Origin of the sequence: Halorubrum sp. 2020YC2, assembly GCF_018623055.1 — an archaeon.
Lineage (GTDB): Archaea > Halobacteriota > Halobacteria > Halobacteriales > Haloferacaceae > Halorubrum.
On sequence record NZ_CP076019.1, the window covers coordinates 1015421 to 1035980 of the forward strand.

Sequence of the window (20560 nt, forward strand, 5' to 3'; positions counted from 1 at the left end):
TAATAAAACCGAACGTGCGGTGTGATTTGTTTGCCCGAGACGCCGCGGCGCCTCGGGCTCGGGCTTCAGTACGCTTTTGACCCGAGCGGGCGATCCCTCGGGTATGGACGGAACCTTCGACCACGTGATGATCCGCGTCGAGGACCTCGAAGAGAGCCTCGACTGGTACCAGACGCACCTGAACTACGAGGAGAAGGGCCGTTGGAAGGCCGACACGTTCACCAACGTCTTCCTCGGCCCCGAGGACGTCCACGAGGACGGCGCGCTCTTAGAGCTCACCTACAACCACGACGGCCGGAGCTACGAGATGGGCGACGCGTGGGGCCACATCGCGGTCCGCGTCCCCGAGGACGCCTTGCAGGAGTCGTACGACCAGCTGATGGACGAGGGGGTCGAGGACTACCGCGACCCCGACTCGTGCGGGAACCGCTACGCGTTCGTGAAGGACCCCGACGGCCACGAGATCGAGATCGTCAAGCGCGACCACGGCGCGAAGTGGAGCATCGACCACGCGATGGTCCGCGTCGAGGACGCCGACGAGGCGCTCGGCTACTGGACCCGGAAGTTCGAGTACACCGAGTTCCCCGGCCGCTGGGAGGCCGACTCCTTCTCGAACTACTTCGTCGCGCCCGAGGACGCCGCGGACGAGGCCATGAAGCTCGAACTCACCTACAACTACGACGGCCGCGAGTACACGATGGGCGACGGCTGGGGCCACGTCGCGGTCCGCGTCGACGACCTCGACGAGGCGTGGGACGACCTGATGACCCGCGAGGCGCCCGACTACCGCGACCCCGCCTCCTGCGACCACAACTACGCGTTCACGAAGGACCAGGACGGCCACGAGGTCGAACTGGTCACGCAAGAGTAATCTGATCCCGACCGCCGTCGCGTCCGGCACCGCTCAGGCGGACTCGACCCGGTGACCTCGAACCGCTCGCCCCGTTCTCGACCGCCCGCCCCGTTCTCGACCGCCCGCCCCGTTCTCGACCGCCCGCCCCGTTCTCGACCGCTCGCCCCGTTCTCGACCGCCCGTCTCAGTCACCCGTCGCGGGGCGGAAGACGACGAGTCGTTCGCCGTCGGTGACGCGCTCTCCGACCTCGACCGCGACCCGGTCGCCGGTCTCGACCTCGGGCGTCGCGTCGCCCTCGGGGTCGCCGTCGCGGACGATCCCGGTCAGCCGCGTCGGGCCGAAGTCGACCACCGCGGTCGCGTACGGCGCGTCGTCCGCGAAGCGCGGCGAGGGGACGTGAACGACGCTGTGCGCCTCGACGGTCCCCGTCTCGTCGAGGGGATCGCGAGAGAGGTCTGTCGACCCGCACTCGGGGCACACCCGGCGCGGCGGGAGCGACCCGTGCCCGCGCGGGCAGGTCAGCGCGAACCCGTCGTCGTCCGCCAGCGCGTCGAGCCACTCGGCGTACTCCCGGTCGGTCGGGACCCCCGGGTCTCCCCCGTCCTCGTCGCTCATTCCGCCACCTCCAGCACGTGGACCACCGCGCTGGCGACGGTTCCCCCCGCGTTGTGCGCGACGCCGACCTCGGCGTCGGGGACGTGCCCGCTGTTGGGGTGGTCGCCGCGGAGCAGACGGGTCAGCTCCGCGATCTGGGAGCCGCCGGTCGCGCCGACCGGGTGCCCCTTCGCCTTCAGTCCGCCCGAGAGGTTCACCGGGAGGTCGCCGTCGGCGGTCGTGACCCCCTCGCGGGCCGCCGCGATCCCCTCGCCCGGCTCGAACAGCCCCAGCGACTCCAGCGCCAGGACCTCGGCGATCGTGAAGCAGTCGTGGACCTCCGCGACGTCGACGTCTGTCGCCTCGAGCCCGGCGTCGGCGTAGGCCGCGTCGGCCGCGTCGTCCGCGGCGGGCGTCCGCGCGAGGTGCTCGCGGTCGCCCAACGCCATCCGGTCGGTCCCCTGACCGGTTCCCGTCACCGCGACCGACGCGTCGAGGCTGTGGTCGGCCGCGTACTCCTCGGACACCAACACGAGCGCGCTCGCGCCGTCGGTGATCGGGCAGGCGTCGTAGAGGTGGAGCGGCTCCGCGACCGGGGGGGCGTCCATCGCCTCGTCGACGGACACCTCCTTGCGGTACTGCGCGTACTCGTTCGACACGGCGTTGGCGTGGTTCTTCGACGCGACGTGCGCGAGGTCCTCGCGGCTCCCGCCGTAGGCGTCGAAGTACGCGTTCGCCATGAGCGCGTAGGCCCCGGGGAAGGTGACGCCCGCGCGGACCTCGAAGAGGTCGTCGGCCGCGATGGCGAGCCCCTCCGTCACCTCGTCTGTCGGGAGGTTCGTCATACGCTCCATCCCGCCCGCGAGGACGACGTCGGCGTCCCCGGCGGCCACCGTCCGGACCGCCTCGCGCACCGCGACGCCGGCCGACGCGCACGCCGACTCGTAGCGCGTCGCCGGACAGCCGACCCCCGCGGCCTCGGCCATCAGCGGCGCCTGGTGGCCCTGGTGCTCCGCGAGCGCCCCCATGAAGTTCCCGTAGTTCAGCTCCTCGACGTCGGCCCTGTCGACGTCTGCGTCCTCGAACGCCCGCAGCGCGGCCTCGCCGAACAGGTCGCGACCGGTGCGCTCCGGGTGGCTACCGAAGCGCGTCAGCCCGACCCCGGCGACGCGTACGTCTGTCATACAGGAACGATGATCGGGGATGCGGTTTATCTCTGCCGGAAGCGGGGGTTCCGGTCGCTCGACGGGAGCGAGCGGCGGTCGAAAAGGCGGGGCGGAACGGGTGAAATCCCTCTGTCAGCCGATGTATCGCAGGTCGTCGTCCGGCACGGCGGGCCCCTCCTGCATCTCGCGGATCTTGCCGACGACCTCCTCCATCTCCTCGGCGCGGTCCTCTAAGCTCTCGTAGTCGACGGCCATGTCGAGGACGGCCTCCAGGACCTCCAGCACGGCGCGCGCGCTCTTCGGGTCGACGAGGTAGCCGCTCGTCTCGCCCATCAGGCAGGCGGCGTCGAACCCGCGGCGCCCGCCGAGCCCGAGCACGAGCCCCGAGACGCCGACGATGCCGCCGGCCGGCTCGTCGGCCCGGAACTCCACGCCGGCCGCTTCGAGGTCGTCGACGAGGGCGCCGTCGGAGACGGCGCCGAGGACGGTGTACTCCTCGACGAGTTCGCCGGTCGGGACGCCGCCGAGCGCGAACGCCCGCTCGGCGCCGAACTCCGCCGCGACGTCGAGGAACGTCGAGGTGAGCCTGTAGTGGCCGGCGTTCGACCCGGCCTGGTGGTCCCCGGTCAACACGAGCAGGTCGGCGCCGTCGGTCTCGACGGCGTGGAACTCGGCGCAGGTCAGCTCCGCGACCCCCCGTCGTCGACGCTCACCTGCGGCGGGAACTCCGTGGCGTACACCCGGCGAACCAGTTCGCCGTCGAACTCTTCTAACAGGTGTTCGGCCGCGAGCTTCCCCACGTGGCCGACGCCCGGCAGCCCCTCGATCAACACCGGGTCCGTGAGCTCCGGCGTCGCGACCTCGTCGATCTCGATATCCTCCATACCGTACCCGTCGGGGCGGCGGTCACAAGAGCGTGGCTATTCCGGTGGCTCGCGTGGGTACCCGACAACCACGCCGGCGGCTCGCGTGGCCCGTCGACACCCGACAACCACGCCGCCGGCCCGGCCGGCGCGTCGGCGCCTCACTCCGAGTCGCGCCGCCGCGCGCGCCGGCGGTACTCGCCGTACGGGTCCTCCGGCCCGAACGGGGCCGGCGCGCTGTTCTCGGTCGGCCCGTCGCACGCCGGACAGCGGTCGCCCAGCGCGTACACCGGCCGGTCGTGAACGGCCTCCCAGTTCGCGCAGACGCGGATGTCCGATTTCACGATAAAAGGCGTGTCGCGGGTCGAATCGCGGGTTACTCGTCGTCTTCGCGCCGTTCGCGGTGGAACTCGCCGGCGCCGCCCGCGGCCTCGATAGACTCGCGGGCGCGGTCGGCGGCGGACTCCAGTTGCGCCTCGGCCGTCTTGTAGTTCGGCGCGCGGACCTTGATGCGGTACTCGGGCGAGCCGACGTAGCCGACGTCGAGTTCGACGCCGTCCGGAATCTCGCCGTTCCCCTCGGCGACCGCGAGCGCGTCGCGCACGTCGTCGACGCCGTCTGGGGCCGCCGACTCGAGGTCGACGTAGCCCGTCACGTCGACGTACGGGACGGAGACGTTGTCGCGGGCGGCCGTGACGATCTCGTCGACGGTCTCGTCGTCGACGTCGACGTCTTCGAGCGCCTCGTCGCCGCTGATCGCGGCCGCCTCGAAGGCGTCGTAGAGGCTCTCGTACTCGACGAGGAGGGCGTTCGCGACCGCGGTGTAGCGGTCGTCGTCCACGTCCTCCCCGAGCGCGATGAGCATCCAGTTGTCGGCCTTCTGGGCGTTCTTCCAGTCCTGGATCGTCTCCTTGCGCTGGTGCTCGTTGACGTCTTTGATCGAGAGGTCGATCTGGTTCGACGACTCGTCGATCTCCAACACCTTCGCGACCACCGTCTGTCCCTCGCGGACGTGGTCGCGAACGTTCTTGATCCAGCCGGAGGCGACCTCGCTGATGTGGCAGAGGCCGCGCTTGTCCTCGTACTCGTCGAGGTCGACGAACACGCCGAAGTCGGCTATCTCGTCGACGTCGCCGACCACTAACTCGCCGGGTTCGGGCCAGCCGCTGTACTTCATGACGGAGCGGTGAGGCGGTTACCGCGCCTCAACGGTTTCGACGATTTCGCCGTGAAGCTCCGCCTCCCCGCCGGTGGGGGTCGCGAGGGTCGTGCCGCAGACCGCACACGACACCGTCGAGGAGGCCTTGCCGAAGACGACCTGTTCGTTCTCGCAGTCGCCGCAGGCGACGCGGTGGAAGTCTCCCGCCATGATTACTCCTGGAACGTGAGACGGCCGGCGCGCCATCCCTCGCGCATGTGGGCCTTCCCGCAGTCGCCGCAGCGGTACTTCAGGTGGGTCTTCTTGGTCGGCTTGTCGCCACCGGGCACCTTCGAGTACCCGCCGGCGTTGCCGATCGTCGCGAGCGCGCGGCGCCGCTGCCGAGCGTCGCGTTTCATTCCGGTCGCGCGACCCGATCGAACCTTCTCCACCTCGTGCTCGTGGTGGGAGTCACAGTGGGGGCAGTACGTGTTGAAGCGGCGTGGCATTTCCATGGATATCGACCTTGAGACGCGGTTCGTCGCGGACGCTTAAAACGGGTTTGGTCTGGGGCGCCCGCGGGAAGGAGGCGTTCCCCGTCGCTCCCGCTCTCGCGGCTTCGTCCCCGCTGCTCAGCCCTCCCACTCCGCGACGGCCCGCACCGGCGACCCGTCCCCGTCACGTAGCCGGAACGGGAAGGCGTACAGCCGGAACCGCGCGGGGAGGTCGTCGAGGCCGCACAGGTTCTCGACGATCGGGAGCGAACTACCCAAGAGCACGTCGTGGGCGGGCGTTCCGGCCGGTTCGTCGTCGTCCTCTCTTAGCCCGCCGCCCGCGGTCGGCGTCGGGTCCGGCCCGAACGTATCGAGGCCGATCCCGGCACCCGCCGCCCGGCAGCGCTCGGCGGCCGCCGGAGTCAGGTGCGGGTGATCGCGGTACCGGTCGCTACCCCAGCGCGAGGCCCAGCCGGTCCGGAGGACGAGGAGGTCGACCTCGGCGTCGACGTCGCTCGGGCCGGGGAGCGCCTCGGGTTCGATCGCTTCCCGCGGCTCCAGCGGTCGGAGGTCGACGAGCCGGGCCTCGAACGCGAACCGCCCGACCGCCTGCTCGTCGATCGTTTCCCCGTCGGGAAGCGTGTGCCGTGCCGCGTCGACGTGCGTTCCGGCGTGGGTCCCGGTCCGGAGTTCGCTCGTCGCGTAGCCGTCGGCCTCGTGAGTCGCGTCGGGCGCGAGCGTCACCTCCGGGTCGCCGGGGTAGGTCGGCATGCCCGTCTCGATCGGTCGCGAGAGGTCGCGGAACACGGCCGGCGGTCGGACCGCGTCGCGGTTAAGTCGGTCGCCGTCGCTCGTCCGGCGGTCCGGCGAAGCCGTCTCCCCGCCGCCCGCCCGGCGATGCGGCGAGGCCGTCCTCCCGTCGCCCGCCGAGGTTCCGCGGCCCGAACGTATTTGCTGCGCCCGCCGCTGGGTGCGTTCATGTCGGAACTGCCGCTGGACGCGTACTACGACCTGACGCAGATAGGCGAGGTCGCCGTCTCCCCGGCCGGCGACCGCGTCGCCTTCACCGCGACCGAGCACGATCAGGCCGCCGACGAGGCGGTCTCCTCGCTGTTCGTCGCCCCGACGGACGGCTCCCGCGAGCCGCACCGCCTGACGAGCGCGTCGGGCGCCTCCGCGCCGACGTGGGGCCCGGACGGCGACCGTCTCGCGTTCGTGGCCGCCCGCGAGCGCGACGCCGAGCGACGAGTCGGCTGGCGCGACCGAGACGAGGACGAGGCCGACGGGGAGGAAACGGAGAGCGAAGGCGACGAGGGCGACGACGAGGCGGAGGCTGCCGAAGGCGAGGCGGCCGACGACGAGCCCCTCGGAAGCGGCGACGAGGAGCCGAAGCCGCAGGTGTGGGTGTTCGACCTCGCCCTCGGCGGCGACGCCCGGCAGGTCACCGAGCGCGACGAGGGCGTCGCCGGCTTCGACTGGGCGCCCGACGGCGACCGACTGGTGATCGAGTCCCGGGACCCGACCGACGAGGAGTCCGAGTACCTCGATCAGGTGCGCGAGGAGGGCGGCCCCATCGAGACGACCCGGCTCCAGCACAAGGTGAACGGCGCGGGCTGGACCGACGACGTGACGCGGTACCTCTTCGTCGTCGACCTCGACGACCCCGAGAGCGACCCGCGACGGCTCGACGACGCGTACGGCGGCGGCGCCTTCGAGGACCTCGCCGGCATGGACCCCGCGTGGGGGCCCGACGGCCGGATCGCGTTCACGTCCTGCCGGCTCGACCGCCCGGACGACACGACCGTCCGCGACCTGTACGCCGTCTCGCCCGACGGCGGCGACGCGGAGCGGCTCACGGGCGGCGACCTCTCCCACGGCGCGCCGGCGTGGCGCCCGGACGGCGACGAGATAGCGACCGTCGCGAGCGACCCCGACGACCCGCCGGCCCCGGCGGAGGTGTACCTCGTGAGCGAGAGCGGCGGCGAGGTCGCTTCGCTCACCGCCGACCTCGACCGGACGGTCGCCCGCGGCGGGGAGCCGATGTGGGTCGACGGCGCGATATACGTCCGAATCGCGGACGAGAGCAGCACCCGCTTGGCCCGCGTCGAGACCGACGGAACCGTCGAGCGCGCCTTCGAGGCGCAGGGCCGCGACCGCGCGATGGCCGGCTTCGACGTGGCCGACGGCGGGTCGACGGCGGTGACGGTCCTGTCGGAGCCGGAGGACGGGAGCGACCTCTACGCGGTCGACGTCGCTGACCTCGACGCCACGGGTGAACCGGAGTCCTTCCGGCGGCTCACCCGCGTCAACGAGTCGCTCGTCGACGAGTTTTCGATGCCGACCGCCGAGCGCGTCAGTTGGGAGTCCGACGGCTGGACGCTCGACGGCGTGTGCTACCACGACCCCGAGGTCGACCCCGCGGACGGCGACCACCCGCTGGTGGTGGCGATCCACGGCGGCCCGATGTCGTACGACGAGCCGGTGTTCAGCTTCGGGCACGCCGCCCTGACGAGCCGCGGGTACCTCGTCTTCCGCCCGAACTACCGCGGCGGGACCTCCCGGGGCCGCGAGTTCACCGCGGAGCTGACCGGGAAGTGGGGGACCGCCGAGGTCGACGACATCGCGGCCGGCGTCGAGTCGCTCGCGGACCGCGGCTGGGTCGACCCCGACCGCGTGTTCGGCCACGGCTTCTCGTACGGCGGCATCGCGCAGGGGTTCCTCGTCACCCAGGAGCCGGACCTGTTCGCCGCCGCGGCGCCGGAGCACGGCATCTACGACCTCCGGTCGGCGTTCGGGACGGACGACACCCACGTCTGGCTGGAGGCGGAGTTCGGGCTCCCGTGGGAGAACCCCGAGGCGTACGACGCGTCGACGGCGGTCCTCGACGCCGGGAACATCGAGACGCCGCTGCTCGTGATGGCCGGCGGCGAGGACTGGCGGTGCCCCTCCTCGCAGTCGGAGCAGCTGTACGTCGCCGCCCGCAAGCAGGGGGTCGACGCCGAACTGGTCGTCTACCCGGACGAACACCACAACATCGGTGACCCCGACCGCGCGATCCACCGGCTAGAGAAGATCCTCGACTGGTACGAGACCCACGACCCGGCGGTCGAGGCCGAAGCAGACGAGGAGTGAGTCGGTCGAGCGGGGTCCGGTAGGGCCCCCGCCATTACCGCTCTCAGTGCTCGACGAACTCCACGAGCACGCCGCCCGTCGACCGCGGGTGACAGAACGCCACCTCGTGGCCCCACGCGCCGGGGCGCGGCCCCTCGTCGACGAGGTCGATCCCGAGGTCGCGCGCGTGGTCGAGCGCGGCCGGGAGGTCGTCGACCGCGAGCGCGACGTGGTGAACGCCGGGCCCCTCGCGGTCGAGGTAGTCGGCTATCGTCCCGCCCGCGTCCGGTTCGAGCAGCTCGAAGTAGCCGCCCCCGTCGAGTTCGAGGAAGACGATCCGCATGTCGTCGAACGTCTCCTCGTGGGCGACCGGTGCGTCGAGCAGACCGCCGAACAGGTCGGCCAAGGCGGTGGCGTCGCGCGTGGCGACGCCGACGTGGTCGAAGCGCATGCCCGAGCGTACGAGCGTCCGCGACTTATAACGGGCGACGCTCCGGGGAGCGCCGCCGTCGTCGACAGCGAGTTCCCGAAACTAATATGAATTCGAACATATCTTTTTTCTGGAAATTTCTGAGTAAAATCGCAGTACCTCGACCGCCTCGATCTTGTTTATTTGTTTTGATATTCCGAAACAGAAATGTTGTGTTACAGTTAACCGGGGCGGCGAGAGCAGACGAAGGGAATGTCTACTGAAGAAGCACACGGCGTACGACACGAGGCCGGGACGACCGGCATCAACGTGATGGACGGCGAGTCCGTCCTACAGAACCGACACCCCGGATGGGGCCTCTGGTGGAAACACCTCGGCGTCGCGGCCCTGATCCTCCTGTTCAGCCTCGGGGCCGGCCTCGACGGCTTCTTCGGCGGCCTCGTCGTCGCCGGACTCGTCGTCGGCTACGTCGCGTTCGCCCGGAGCCAGTCCCGGTACATCGTCACCGACGAGCGGGTGAAAAAGGAGGTCGGCTTCCTGCGGAGCGACACCCGCGAGTACCGCATCTCCGACATTCAGGGCATCGACACCTCCCAGAGCCTCATCGGGCGGCTCCTCGGGCACGGCCACATCGACGTCCGGACGTCCGACGGCACCCACATCCCGTGGGTCGGCGTCCCCGACCACGAGGGCGTCGCGCAGTCGGTCCGGACCCACCAGCGCAAGTACGACTCGTCGATGGACCGGAAGTAACCGCCCGGATCGCCGCGACCCGAACTTTTGCTTGCGTGCCGGGACAACCGTCGAGCGAGTGAATCCGTGAGCGACTCACAGACCGACGCGGCGACGGAGCAGATGTCGTCCCGGAACATCCTCGGCTCGCTGCTCGAGACCGGGCTTCACGAGATGAACCGGGAGCGGTCCGGGCTGCTGTTGTCGGGGCTGTCGGCGGGGCTGGACATTGGGTTCGGCCCGCTGATGATGGCCGTCGTTTTGACCCTCTCACCGGGCGGCTTCGGTGACCTCCCGACCGAGCTGCTGTTGGCGAGCGTCTACTCCATCGGCTTCATGTTCGTCATCTTGGGTCGCTCGGAGCTTTTCACCGAGCACACGACGCTGGCGGTGATCCCCGTGATCGACGGGCAGGCCTCGGTCCGACAGCTGGGGCGGCTCTGGGGGCTCGTGTACGTCGGCAACATCGTCGGCGGACTGCTGTTCACCCTGCTCGTGACCCTGCTGATGCCCGAACTCGGCGTCGTCGACCCCGCGTCGTTCGAGACCATCGCGCTGAAGCTCGTCGACCACGACCTCCCGTGGCTGTTCGTCGGCGGTGTGTTCGCCGGGTGGCTGATGGGGCTGCTGGCGTGGCTCGTGACGGCGGCGCAGGACACGACCGCGCGGATCCTCCTCGTGTTGATCGTCACCGGCACGATCGGCCTGCTCCACCTCCCGCACTCGATCGCGGGCAACGTCGAGGTGCTGTTCGGGCTGCTCGTCTCGTCGGCCGTCACCCCGATGGACTACGTCGGGTTCCTCGTGCTGGCGACGCTCGGCAACGCGTTCGGCGGCGCGGTGTTCGTCGCGCTGCTGAAGTACGGACACGTCGTCCGCGGCGCGAACTGACCCCGTTCCGCGGACCGGGGTTCCCGACGGCCTAGCGACCCGGCTTGTACTCCCCGAACTCGTCGCGGAGCACGTCGGATATCTCCTGAACCGTCGCGTACGCCTTCACCGCGTCGACGACGTGGGGCATCACGTTCTCGGTCCCCTGTGCGGCCTCGCGGAGCCCGGCGAGCGCGTCCTCGACCGCGTCGTCGTCGCGGTCGGCCTTCACCCCGTTCAGGCGCTCCCGCTGGTTCTGCTCTTGGTCGGGGTCGACCTCTTCGAGGTCCATCTCCGGCTCCTCGTCCACCTCGAACTCGTTGACGCCGACGATGATCCGCTCGCCCTCCTCGATCTCCTGTTGGCGCTCGAAGGCCACGTCCTGGATCTGCCGCTGGACCCAGCCGCTCTCGACGGCCTCCAGCATGCCGCCGCGGCGGTCGACCTCCTCTAAGATCTCGAACGCCTCCTCCTCGATCCCGTCGGTGAGGCTCTCGACGTAGTACGACCCCGCGAGCGGGTCGATCGTGTCGGCCGCGCCCGACTCGTGAGCGAGGATCTGCTGGGTGCGCAGCGCGGTGCGGACGGACTTCTCGGTCGGGAGGGCGAGCGCCTCGTCTTTCCCGTTCGTGTGGAGGCTCTGGGTGCCGCCGAGGACCGCGGCGAGCGCCTGATACGAGACGCGGACGACGTTGTTCTCGATCTGCTGGGCGGTGAGCGTCGAACCGCCGGTCTGGGTGTGGAACTTCAGCTGCTTCGACTTGGGGTTCTCGGCGCTGAACCGCTCCTCCATGATCTGCGCCCACATCCGGCGGGCGGCGCGGAACTTCGCGGCCTCCTCGAAGATGTTGTTGTGAGCGTTGAAGAAGAAGGAGAGCTGGGGGGCGAACTCGTCGACGTCGAGTCCGGCGTCGAGCGCGGCCTCGACGTACTCGATGCCGTCCCCGAGGGTGAAGGCGATCTCCTGGGCCGCGGTCGAGCCGGCCTCCCGGATGTGGTACCCCGAGATGGAGATGGTGTTGAAGCTGGGGGTCTCGGCCGCGCAGAACTCGAAGATGTCCGTGATCAGCCGCATCGACTGCTTCGGCGGGTAGATGTAGAGGTTCCGCGCGATGTACTCCTTCATGATGTCGTTCTGGATCGTCCCGCGGAGCTGGTCGCGCGGGACCCCCTGCTCGTCGCCCATCGCGACGTACATCGCGAGCAGCACCGCGGCGGGGGCGTTGATCGTCATCGACGTGGACACCTCGTCGAGCGGGATGCCGTCGAAGACCGTCTCGAAGTCGTCTAAGGTGTCGATTGCGACGCCCGAGCGCCCCACCTCGCCCTCGGCCATCGCGGCGTCGGAGTCGTACCCCATCTGGGTCGGGAGGTCGAACGCCATCGACAGCCCGGACGACCCCTCGTCGATGAGGTACTGGAACCGCTCGTTCGTCTCCGCGGCGGTGCCCATCCCGGCGTACTGGCGCATCGTCCACAGCCGCCCCCGGTGCATCGTCGAGTAGACGCCCCGGGTGTACGGCTCCTCGCCGGGGTAGCCGAGGTCCTCGCGGTAGTCGGTCTCGACGTCGGCCGGGGTGTAGAGGGGGTCGACCTCCTGCCCCCCGGTGTCGGTGGTGAACGTCTCCTCTCGCTCGCCGAACCGGTCGACCGTCTCGCCGTAGGTTCCGTCCTCCCACGACTCCTTGGCCTCCCGGATCGCGGCGAGTTCCTCAGGGTCGTACATTATTGAATCGGTCGACCGAGCGGGACTTAACAGTTTTCAGGGGCGGGGCGGTGCGGCGGGTGGGAACGAGTCGATGCGGCGGGCGGGAGCGGGGCGGCGAGCGGGAGCGGGGCGGTGCGGCGGGCGGGGGTGTGGCGTCCCGACCGGGGCGCGACGCCGACCAATCCGCCGGTCCGATTTAAGTGTCGGGCGTCCGACGTGGCGATATGGACGTGTTCACCGACCCCGCGCGTCGGTTCCTCTCCGCGACGGCGCCGGAACACACCGCGGTCCAGTCGGAGATGGCCGACCTCGCGGACGAGTGGGGGTTCCCCGTCATCGGTCCCGAGGCGGGGGCGGTCCTCCGCCTGCTCGCGCGGCTGACGGACGCGGACCGGGTCTTCGAGTTCGGCTCCGGCTTCGGCTACTCCGCCACGTGGTTCCTCCGCGGCGGGGCCGAGCGCGTGGTGTGCACCGAGTTCGACGCCGACGAGGCCGAGCGCGGCGTCGCGTTCGCCGCCGATCACGGCTACGCCGACGAGGTCACCTTCGAGGTCGGGGACGCGATGGAGACGGTCGAGCGCTACGACGGTCCCTTCGACGTGGTCCTTATCGACCACCAGAAGGGGCGGTACGCCGACGCCTACCGGACGGTCCTGCCGAAGGTCCGCTCCGGGGGCGTGGTCGTCGCTGACAACGTCACCCGCGGCCCCATCGACTTCGAGGCCCTCGTCGCGCACTTCGAGGCGGGCGAACCGCTCCCGGACGACGCGGTCGACGGGGAGACGCGCGGCATCGGCGAGTACCTGGGGACCGTCCGCTCGGACGACGCGGTCGAGACGGCGGTACTCCCCGTCGGGTCCGGCATCGCCGTCTCGACGGTCGTCCGGTGACCCCGAGCGAAACGGTTATCATGTCGAGTAAAGAACATCATCGCGGATGAGCGGAGGGATCGAAGCCGACGGGTCGAACGGTGCCCGAGGGCGCTCGGTGGTCCGCGTGCTCGTCGTCGACGACGAGCCGGGGTTCGCGGACGTGGCGGCGTCCCTCCTCGAGGAGCGCGACGACCGGATCGAGGCGACGCCGGCCGAGAGTGCGGCGGCGGCGCTGGACGCGCTGTCCGCGTCGACGTTCGACTGCGTCGTCTCGGACTACGAGATGCCCGGGACGGACGGGATCGAACTGCTCGAAACCGTCCGCGAGCGGCACGGCGACCTCCCGTTCGTGCTGTTCACCGGCGAGGGGTCGGAGGCGGTCGCCAGCGAGGCGGTCTCGGCGGGCGTCGACGAGTACCTCCGCAAGGGCGCGGAGCCGGAGGGGTACTCGCGGCTCGCGGCCGCGGTCGGTGACCTCGTCTCGCGGACGCGGGAGTCGCGCCGGATCGCTCGGCACCTGGACCGGGTGTCCGACGCGTTCTGCGAGATCGACGTCGACTGGCAGGTGACGTACCTCAACGACCGCGCGGTGCGGATGATCGACCTCGACGCGGACGACCTGCTCGGGGAGCGGATCTGGGACCTGTTCCCCGAGACCGCTGGCACCGACGGCGAGGCGGCCCTCCGGGAGGCCGCCGCGACGGGCGATCCGGTGCGGTTCGAACAGCACGTCGACCGGCTCGGCGCCGACCTCGTCGTGAACGCCTACCCGACGGACGACGGGCTCGCGCTGTACTTCCGGGACGTGACGGAAAAGCGGGAACAGGAGCGGGAGCTCCGCGAGCTGTCCGAGCGGCTCCGACTGGCCGTCGAGGGGGCCGACGTCGGCGTCTGGGACTGGAACGTCCGGACCGACGAGGTCCGGTTCGACGAGCGGTGGGCGGCGATGCTCGGGCACGAAACCGACGAGATCGCCTTCGACCTCTCCTCGTGGGAGGACCGGGTCCACTCCGACGACATCGAGGACGCCTGGGACGCCATCGAGGCGCACTTCGCCGGCGAGGCGGACCTCTATCAGGCCGACTTCCGGATGCGGACGAAGTCGGGCGACTGGAAGTGGATCCGCGACCGCGGTCGCGTCGTCGAGCGGACGGATGCGGGAGAGCCGCTCCGGGCCGTCGGGATCCACATCGACGTCACCGAGGAGAAGGCGCGCGAGCGGGAGTTGGAGCGATATCGCCGCATCGTCGACGAGCTGCCCGAGTCGGTCTGTATCTACGACGCCGACGGGCGGTTCGACCTCGTCAACGACCACCTCGCGGACGTGTACGGCGCCTCGCCCGAGGGGCTCGTCGGAGAACAGAGCCGCCTCATCGAGCGGGTCCGAGAGACGAGCGACGGGGACCCGTTCGGCGCGCTCGTCGACGGCGACCGCGACTCGCTGACCGGGACGACGGAGCTCGACCTCCCGACGAAGTCGGACGCGATCATCGACTACGCCCTGACGCGGCTCGTCATCGACGGCGAGTTCGACGGGGTGCTCGGCATCTCGCGGGACGTGACGGGGGACCGACGCCGGCAGCGCCGGCTCGAACACACCTCCGCCCGGCTGGAGGCGCTGTTCGAGCGCTCCCCGGACATGGTCGACATCCACGACGAGTCGGGGGAGATCGTCGACGCGAACCGGGCGATGACGGAGGCGCTCGGGTACGAGCGCGACGAGGTCGTCGGGAGGGACGTCTGGGAGGTCGACGCGGAGCTGACCCCGGAAGAGGGCGTGCGGCTCTGGAACGACCTGGAGATGGACGAGACGGTCCGGCTGGAGACCTCGTTCGTCCGGGCCGACGGCTCGACGTTCCCGGTCGAGGTCAACGTCAGGCGCATCGACGTCCGAGGCGAGGACCGCTTCCTGGCGAGCAGCCGCGACATCTCCGAACGGAAGGCGTACGAGCGCCGGATCGAACGCGAGAACGAGCGCTTAGACGAGTTCGCGAGCATCGTCTCCCACGACCTCCGGAACCCGCTCAACGTCCTCTCCGGGTACCTGCGGCTCGCCCGCGAGACGGGCACCGACTCCTATTTCGACCGCTGCGAGCGCGCGCTCGACGAGATGGAGCGGCTGATAGAGGACGTGCTCGCGCTCGCCAAGCAGGGCGAGGCGGTCGGGTCGGTCGAGCGCGTCGACCTCGGGGACTTGGCCGCCGAGTACAGCGACGACGCGTTCGGCCCCGCCGACGGCGAGGACCCGTTCGGCTCGGACGGCGACTCGGAGGGGCCGTCGGTCGAGGTCGCCGTCGAGACCGACGGGGAGATATACGCCGACCCCGGGCGGGTCCGGCAGCTCCTCGGGAACCTGTTCCGGAACGCCGACGAGCACGGCGGCGAGCGCGTCGTCGTCGACGACCTTCCGGACGGGTTCTACGTCGAAGACGACGGGCCGGGGATCGCCCCGGACGAGCGCGACGAGGTGTTCGAGAGCGGCTACACCACCTCCGAGACGGGGACCGGCTTCGGGCTCGCGATCGTCGAGCGCATCGCCGAGGCGCACGGCTGGGAGGTCGCCGTCGCGGAGGGTGACGGCGGCGGCGCCCGCTTCGAGTTCGTCGACGTCGACCGGCCGGAGTCGGCGGGCGCGGAACCGGGCACGGAGGACGGTGAATCGAGCGTCGCGGGCGGCGGGTCGACCGGCGTGGGCGGCGAGTCGGCCCCCGGAGAGGCGGGGCAGCGGGACTAGATCGGTCGGGACGCTGATGAAAACGAGTGCGGTGTCCGGACGGCTCAGAACGCGCCGGGGTAGACGCTGACGTCGGCGTGGAGCCCCTCGCGGAGCGCGCTGTGGACGTGACAGATGCCCTCGGCGCGCTCGGCGATGTCGGCGGCGGTCTCGTCGTCGAGGTCGGCCTCGACGTGGACGTCGAACGCGATCGATTCGAGGTCGTCGTCGTCGTCGAGTTCGGCGCTCGCGTCGATCTGGATCGTGCCCAAGTCCTCCTCGCCGCGCTGGCTCCCGCCGACGCGGAGCGCGGGGAGGTAACAGGAGGCGTACGTCGCGACGAGCGTCGCGTTCGGGTTCGGTCCCGTCTCGTCGGTCGCGTCGATCTGGAGGTCGAACTCCCCGACCTGACTGGTGCTGGCGTACCCTTCTTCGGAAACCGTGGACGTCTCGATGTCTGCCATAGTCGTCCGTCCGTTCGGCCTCACGACGATAAAGGTTGCCGGCATCGGCACGGAGAGGGCGCACCGACGGTCGGCGGTCCGCAGCCTCCGGCGCGTCAGTCGTCGCCGGAGGCGTCCGCCGTCATTCCGGTCGCGCCCCGGAGGTCGGCCTCGATCGCCTCCAAGGTCCGGCCGTTGGTCTCGGGGACGGTCCGGTAGGTGAACAGGAGGGCGACGACGCTACAGGCGCCGAACAGCCAGAACGTCGCCGGCGTGCCGATCCCGTCGAGCAGCACCGGGAACGACAGCGTCACCGCGAGGTTCGCGAGCCAGTTGGCGACGGTCACGATCCCCATCGCGCTCCCGCGGACGGCGAGCGGGTATATCTCGGAGATGAGCAGCCAGAACACCGGCCCGAGTCCGATCGCGAAGAACGCGACGAACGAGATGAGCGTGAGCGTCGCCAGCCACCCCAGTCCGCCGGTCGGGTCGGCGAACTGGAAGACGAGCCCGGCGACGGTGAGCGACCCGATCATCCCGCCGGTCCCGACGAGCAGGAGCGGCCGGCGTCCCACGCGGTCGACGAGGAGAATCGCGACGACCGTCATGACGACGTTGACGGCGCCGATAGCCACCGACGCGAGGATCGACTGCGAGCTTCCGAACGCGGTCGACTCCAGCACGGTCGGCGCGTAGTACATCACCGCGTTGATCCCGGTGATCTGCTGGAAGACCGCCAGCCCGAGACCGACGATCAGCGCCGGGCGCATCCACGGGCTGAGGAGGTCGCGGACCCCGCTGTCGGACTGGGCCTCGACGGTCGTCTCGATCTCCGACAGCTCCGAGTCGACCTCGCCGTCGCGCGTGCGACGGAGGACGGCGCGGGCCTCGTCGGTCCGCCCCCGTTCGTAGAGCCACCGGGGGCTCTCGGGCATCCGGGCCATCCCGGCCGCGAGCACGACGGCGGGGACCATCCCCGCGCCGAGCATGATCCGCCACGACCCGGAGCCGGAGAAGGCGTAGTTGACGAAGTACGACGAGAGGATCCCCACGGTGACCATCAGTTGGTTCAGCGACGTGAGCCCGCCGCGGACGGACGGCGGCGCGATCTCGGAGATGTACAGCGGGCCGACGATCGAGGCGAACCCGATCGCGACCCCGTCTATCATCCGCCCCGCGACGAGCACCTCGACGGTCGGCGCGACCGCCATGAGGAACGAGCCGAGGAAGAACACCCCGGCCGAGATCAGGATGAACCGCTTGCGGCCGATGCGGTCGGATATCTGCCCGCCGACGGCCGCCCCGGCGGCCGCGCCGACCATCGCGCCGCTGACGACGATCCCCTCGATCAGGGGACTCAGTTCGAAGGTGGTGTCGATAAAGAGGATGGCTCCGGAGATGATCCCCGTATCGAACCCGAACAGGAGTCCGTTGAGCGCCGCGAGCGCGGAGACGACGTACACGAAGCGTCCGCCGTCGCCCCGGATCACGGCCCGCATATCAGCGGTTGACATGGCGTACCAATTCGGCCCTAACCAACTTTTATTTAGAAGTCTTTTGGTTTATTATTAATTTAAATATATTCAATATATTTGTGCTGACGGAGGCGAACGGAATCTATCGCTGCGCGGATTATATTTATTCGGATCTGAATAGTATTCTACGGCTGCCGCGTGCGACGGCTCGGTTGCGGAACGGGAACCGCGTACGCCGGGGACGGTGCGAACGCCGCTCGCGGACCCCGCGCTCTCAGGTCGCGCTACCGTTTATAAAAGATGGTCGTCGCCCGCGTTGTCGACGGGGCGTCCGCGGTCCTCTCGCGCTACTCCAGCGTGTACGTCTCGTCGCCGTCGAGGACGATCGGCTCGGCGGCGGCGCCCGCCGCCTTCACCTCGTTGACGAACTCGCGGGTCTCGATCTCGATCGGCCCGAACGAGTCGTAGTGCATCGGGAAGACGACGTCGGCGCCCACCCAGTCGGCGGCGATGCCGGCGCCCGCGGGCCCCATGGTGAAGTGGTCGCCGGCGGGCAGGGCGGCCGCGTCCGGTTCGAGGTACGGCGCGATCACGTCGACCATCTCGGACATCAGGCCCGTGTCGCCGGCGTGATAGAACGTGGTGCAGTCGGCGTCCGACTCCTGGGTCGGCTTCTTGTCTCCGATGACAAACCCCGCCGGCATGCCGGCCGAGTAGTCGGGGTCGTTCTCGATCCCGTTCGTGTGGTCCGCGCGGACCATCGTCACCCACGCGTCGCCGCACTCGGCGGTGCCGCCGATGTTCATCCCGCCGGCCGGGAGCGTGTGCTCGTGGCCGAAGTTCTCCTGAACGTAGGCCGTGAGCTCCGGGGTGGCGACCACGGTGGCGTCCTCGAACTCGGCGGCGTCGGCGACGTGGTCCGCGTGCCCGTGGGTCAAGAGGAGGTAGTCGGGGTCCAGCTCCCCGGGGTCGACGTCGGTCTTCGGATTGTCGAAGAACGGGTCGATCAGCAGCTCCGTGTCCTCGACGACGACGTGCCACGTGGAGTGGCCGTGCCAGGTGAGTTCCATGGTCCGTTCCGCACGTCTCGTCGCGACGTAATAAAACTCGACGCCGCGGAGCCCGTCCCCGGCGGCGAAAGCAATTAACCGGGCCGAGCGCGAACGCTCGGACGGATGCCCTCCGAGACCAGCGACCCGGGCGCCCCCCCGGCCGCGTGTCCGACCTGCGGCGAGGCGGTGCCCGCCGGTGCGGGCTTCTGTCCCGACTGCGGCGCCGACCTGGGTGACCCCGCCGACCCCGCGTACTGCGCCGCGTGCGGCGAGGCGTTCGACGACGCCGACCGGTTCTGCTCCAACTGCGGCGCGTCGCGGTCGAGCGGCGGGCCGACCGCGGTCGGGGCCGAGCGTCCGACCGAGGCGCCACAGCGGCCGAGCGGCGCGGACCCCTCTCCGTCGCATGCGGCGTCGACCCCGGAAGAGAGTTCCAACGCCTTCCGCCGCCGGGTACAGGACCACCTCGACGCCGGCTGGGAGATAGAGCGGGACGACGGCGACCGCGTCGTCCTCGTCGACAGGGGGATCGGTTCCGTCGGGATCCACATCCTCCTGTTTTTCGCTACCAGCGGGGTCGGGAACCTGCTGTACGGCTGGTGGCACTACTCCAAGCTGGCCGAGCGCCGTCGGCTCGTCCGCGGCGACGAGACGCCCGCACGCGAACCCACCCCCGGTAGCGGGGACAAGACGCAGGTGGAGACCGTCTCGGCGTACCTCATCGCCGTGCTGCTGCTGCTGATCGGCGGTTGGATCGGCTTCTTCGCGGCGATGATCGGTTCCCCGCCCGCCGCGCTGATCGGACTCGCGTTCGCCGGACTCGGCCTCGGCGTGGCCCCGCCGGTGCGCCGGCGGCTCGACCGCCGCCACGGGATCACGGAGTTCGGTCGGCAGCGGACGGTCGACGACCGGATCGTCCGGCCGCCCGAGTCCGTCGACGAGGCCTGCGTCGTCTGCGGCGAGGAGTTCGAGCGCGGCCTCGTCAGGCGGCGCCGCGACGAGACGGTCGTCGCCGGCGTCCCGATCCGGACCCACTCGACCCGTCACAACCACTACTGCGCCGACTGCGCGCGGTCCGAGGTGTTCGGCGACCGCGTCGAGCCCTCGCTCGACGACCTCGCGGACGGCGACCTCGCGGACGGCGAGGAGGCCGACGAGCCCGTCCGCGAAGCGGCCGACTCGGCCGAGTGAACCGGCGGGAACTCGGCGGTCGCCGTCGCCGCTCGTCTCTCCGACCACCGTCTTGGCTTGCCCCTCCGCGAACCCTTTTCGGGCGGCCGGCCGTTCGACCCCGTATGTACCGCGCACGGTTCCGCGACCCGGCCGGATCGATCCGCGAGGGCGAGTACGACCCGGCGACCGACACGGTCGCCTTCGGCGGCGAGGAGTACGCGCTCTCCGACCCGGACATCGACGTGCTCGCGCCGACCGACCCCTCGAAGATCGTCTGTATCGGCCGCAACTACGCCGACCACGCCGAGGAGCTCGGCAACGACGTGCCCGACCGCCCGCTGCTCTTCTTAAAGCCCCCGAACGCGGTGGCGAGCCACGGGGACACGGTGACCGTCCCGGCCGGCAAAGACCGGATCGACTGGGAGGCGGAGTTCGCCGTCGTGATCGGCGAGCAGTGCAAGGCGGTCGACGCCGCGGACGCGATGGACGCCGTCGCCGGGTTCACCTGTATGAACGACGTGTCGAACCGCGACGACCAGAACCGCGAGCAGAACTGGGTGCGCGGAAAGGCGTTCGACGGCGCCGCGCCGCTGGGTCCGGTGCTCGCGACGCCCGACGAGGTGCCCGCCGACGCGAGCGTCGAACTCCGGGTCAACGGGGAGACGAAGCAGTCGAGCGACCGCGAGCACATGATCTTCGACGTGCCGACGCTGATCGAGGAGATCACGACGTACCTCACGCTCGAACCCGGCGACGTGATCGCGACGGGCACCCCCGAGGGCGTCGGCGCGCTCTCCGACGGCGACACCGTCGAGGTGGAGGTCGAGGGCGTCGGCACCCTCGAACACGACGTTCGGATCCCCTGAAGGCCG

At 70.3% G+C, this 20560-nt stretch carries 20 protein-coding genes and 1 pseudogene; 8 read left to right on the top strand and 13 right to left on the bottom strand.

Annotated features, from left to right (window positions below):
- Positions 1–103: 103 nt before the first annotated feature.
- Positions 104–871 carry a VOC family protein gene (locus tag KI388_RS04985; RefSeq protein ID WP_215088267.1) on the top strand — a complete coding sequence of 256 codons (768 nt, stop codon included), beginning with the start codon at positions 104–106 and terminating at the stop codon, positions 869–871.
- A gap of 166 nt (positions 872–1037) precedes the next feature.
- Here the strand turns inward: KI388_RS04985 and KI388_RS04990 are convergent, their stop codons facing one another.
- From KI388_RS04990 to KI388_RS05025, 8 genes and pseudogenes are all read right to left on the bottom strand, one after another.
- The gene (locus KI388_RS04990) at positions 1038–1469 is read right to left on the bottom strand and encodes an OB-fold domain-containing protein (RefSeq protein ID WP_215088268.1); all 432 of its coding nucleotides are present in this window, start codon (positions 1467–1469) and stop codon (positions 1038–1040) included.
- The gene (locus tag KI388_RS04995) at positions 1466–2632 is read right to left on the bottom strand and encodes a thiolase domain-containing protein (RefSeq protein WP_215088269.1); all 1167 of its coding nucleotides are present in this window, start codon (positions 2630–2632) and stop codon (positions 1466–1468) included. Before KI388_RS04995 ends, KI388_RS04990 begins: the two co-directional genes overlap by 4 nt.
- A 114-nt stretch (positions 2633–2746) precedes the next feature.
- Positions 2747–3498: pseudogene (locus KI388_RS05000) on the bottom strand (proteasome assembly chaperone family protein).
- 140 nt (positions 3499–3638) lie between these two features.
- On the bottom strand, positions 3639–3821 hold the full coding sequence (locus KI388_RS05005) for an RNA-protein complex protein Nop10 (RefSeq protein WP_215088270.1): 183 nt from the start codon (positions 3819–3821) through the stop codon (positions 3639–3641).
- 32 nt (positions 3822–3853) lie between these two features.
- Positions 3854–4654 carry a translation initiation factor IF-2 subunit alpha gene (locus KI388_RS05010; RefSeq protein WP_215088271.1) on the bottom strand — a complete coding sequence of 267 codons (801 nt, stop codon included), beginning with the start codon at positions 4652–4654 and terminating at the stop codon, positions 3854–3856.
- Between the two features lie 18 nt (positions 4655–4672).
- Complete coding sequence (locus KI388_RS05015; protein WP_004595868.1) at positions 4673–4846, bottom strand: 30S ribosomal protein S27e; 174 nt, start codon at positions 4844–4846, stop codon at positions 4673–4675.
- A 2-nt stretch (positions 4847–4848) separates the two neighbouring features.
- Positions 4849–5130: a 50S ribosomal protein L44e gene (locus tag KI388_RS05020; RefSeq protein ID WP_004595867.1), complete on the bottom strand. Its 282-nt coding sequence runs from the start codon at positions 5128–5130 to the stop codon at positions 4849–4851.
- 117 nt (positions 5131–5247) lie between these two features.
- Positions 5248–5916, bottom strand: coding sequence for a cyclase family protein (locus KI388_RS05025; protein ID WP_215088272.1), 669 nt, complete (start codon positions 5914–5916; stop codon positions 5248–5250).
- 171 nt (positions 5917–6087) lie between these two features.
- Between KI388_RS05025 and KI388_RS05030 the strand changes: the two genes are divergently transcribed.
- Positions 6088–8241: a S9 family peptidase gene (locus tag KI388_RS05030; RefSeq protein ID WP_215088273.1), complete on the top strand. Its 2154-nt coding sequence runs from the start codon at positions 6088–6090 to the stop codon at positions 8239–8241.
- 43 nt (positions 8242–8284) lie between these two features.
- On the opposite strand, the gene mce is transcribed toward KI388_RS05030, so the two are convergent.
- A complete protein-coding gene (mce, locus tag KI388_RS05035; protein ID WP_215088274.1) occupies positions 8285–8671 on the bottom strand; it encodes a methylmalonyl-CoA epimerase in 387 nt (128 codons plus the stop codon).
- 231 nt (positions 8672–8902) lie between these two features.
- Here mce and KI388_RS05040 point away from each other — a divergent pair, with 231 nt between their 5' ends.
- Together KI388_RS05040 and KI388_RS05045 are read left to right on the top strand one after the other, a co-directional pair.
- Positions 8903–9403, top strand: a complete 501-nt coding sequence (locus tag KI388_RS05040; protein ID WP_215088275.1) for a PH domain-containing protein — start codon at positions 8903–8905, stop codon at positions 9401–9403.
- A gap of 66 nt (positions 9404–9469) precedes the next feature.
- Positions 9470–10273: a formate/nitrite transporter family protein gene (locus KI388_RS05045; protein ID WP_215088276.1), complete on the top strand. Its 804-nt coding sequence runs from the start codon at positions 9470–9472 to the stop codon at positions 10271–10273.
- Positions 10274–10304: 31 nt separating this feature from the next.
- Here the strand turns inward: KI388_RS05045 and KI388_RS05050 are convergent, their stop codons facing one another.
- On the bottom strand, positions 10305–11978 hold the full coding sequence (locus KI388_RS05050) for a methylmalonyl-CoA mutase family protein (protein WP_215088277.1): 1674 nt from the start codon (positions 11976–11978) through the stop codon (positions 10305–10307).
- 206 nt (positions 11979–12184) lie between these two features.
- Between KI388_RS05050 and KI388_RS05055 the strand changes: the two genes are divergently transcribed.
- Entirely contained in the window at positions 12185–12850 is a 666-nt protein-coding gene (locus KI388_RS05055) for an O-methyltransferase (protein ID WP_215088278.1), read from the top strand.
- Positions 12851–12896: 46 nt separating this feature from the next.
- A complete protein-coding gene (locus tag KI388_RS05060; RefSeq protein WP_215088279.1) occupies positions 12897–15566 on the top strand; it encodes a PAS domain S-box protein in 2670 nt (889 codons plus the stop codon).
- Between the two features lie 44 nt (positions 15567–15610).
- Here KI388_RS05060 and KI388_RS05065 read toward each other — a convergent pair whose 3' ends face one another.
- The 3 genes from KI388_RS05065 to KI388_RS05075 all read right to left on the bottom strand — a co-directional run bounded on the left by KI388_RS05065 (position 15611) and on the right by KI388_RS05075 (position 18533).
- Positions 15611–16009 (bottom strand): OsmC family protein, encoded by a 399-nt coding sequence (locus tag KI388_RS05065; protein ID WP_017343203.1) that lies wholly within the window; start codon positions 16007–16009, stop codon positions 15611–15613.
- 95 nt (positions 16010–16104) lie between these two features.
- Positions 16105–17502, bottom strand: coding sequence for a sugar porter family MFS transporter (locus tag KI388_RS05070; protein WP_345777402.1), 1398 nt, complete (start codon positions 17500–17502; stop codon positions 16105–16107).
- A gap of 308 nt (positions 17503–17810) precedes the next feature.
- Positions 17811–18533: a metal-dependent hydrolase gene (locus tag KI388_RS05075; RefSeq protein WP_215088280.1), complete on the bottom strand. Its 723-nt coding sequence runs from the start codon at positions 18531–18533 to the stop codon at positions 17811–17813.
- 105 nt (positions 18534–18638) lie between these two features.
- Here KI388_RS05075 and KI388_RS05080 point away from each other — a divergent pair, with 105 nt between their 5' ends.
- Together KI388_RS05080 and KI388_RS05085 are read left to right on the top strand one after the other, a co-directional pair.
- Positions 18639–19706 (top strand): zinc ribbon domain-containing protein, encoded by a 1068-nt coding sequence (locus KI388_RS05080; RefSeq protein ID WP_215088281.1) that lies wholly within the window; start codon positions 18639–18641, stop codon positions 19704–19706.
- A gap of 104 nt (positions 19707–19810) precedes the next feature.
- Positions 19811–20554, top strand: a complete 744-nt coding sequence (locus KI388_RS05085) for a fumarylacetoacetate hydrolase family protein (RefSeq protein WP_215088282.1) — start codon at positions 19811–19813, stop codon at positions 20552–20554.
- Positions 20555–20560: the final 6 nt, after the last annotated feature.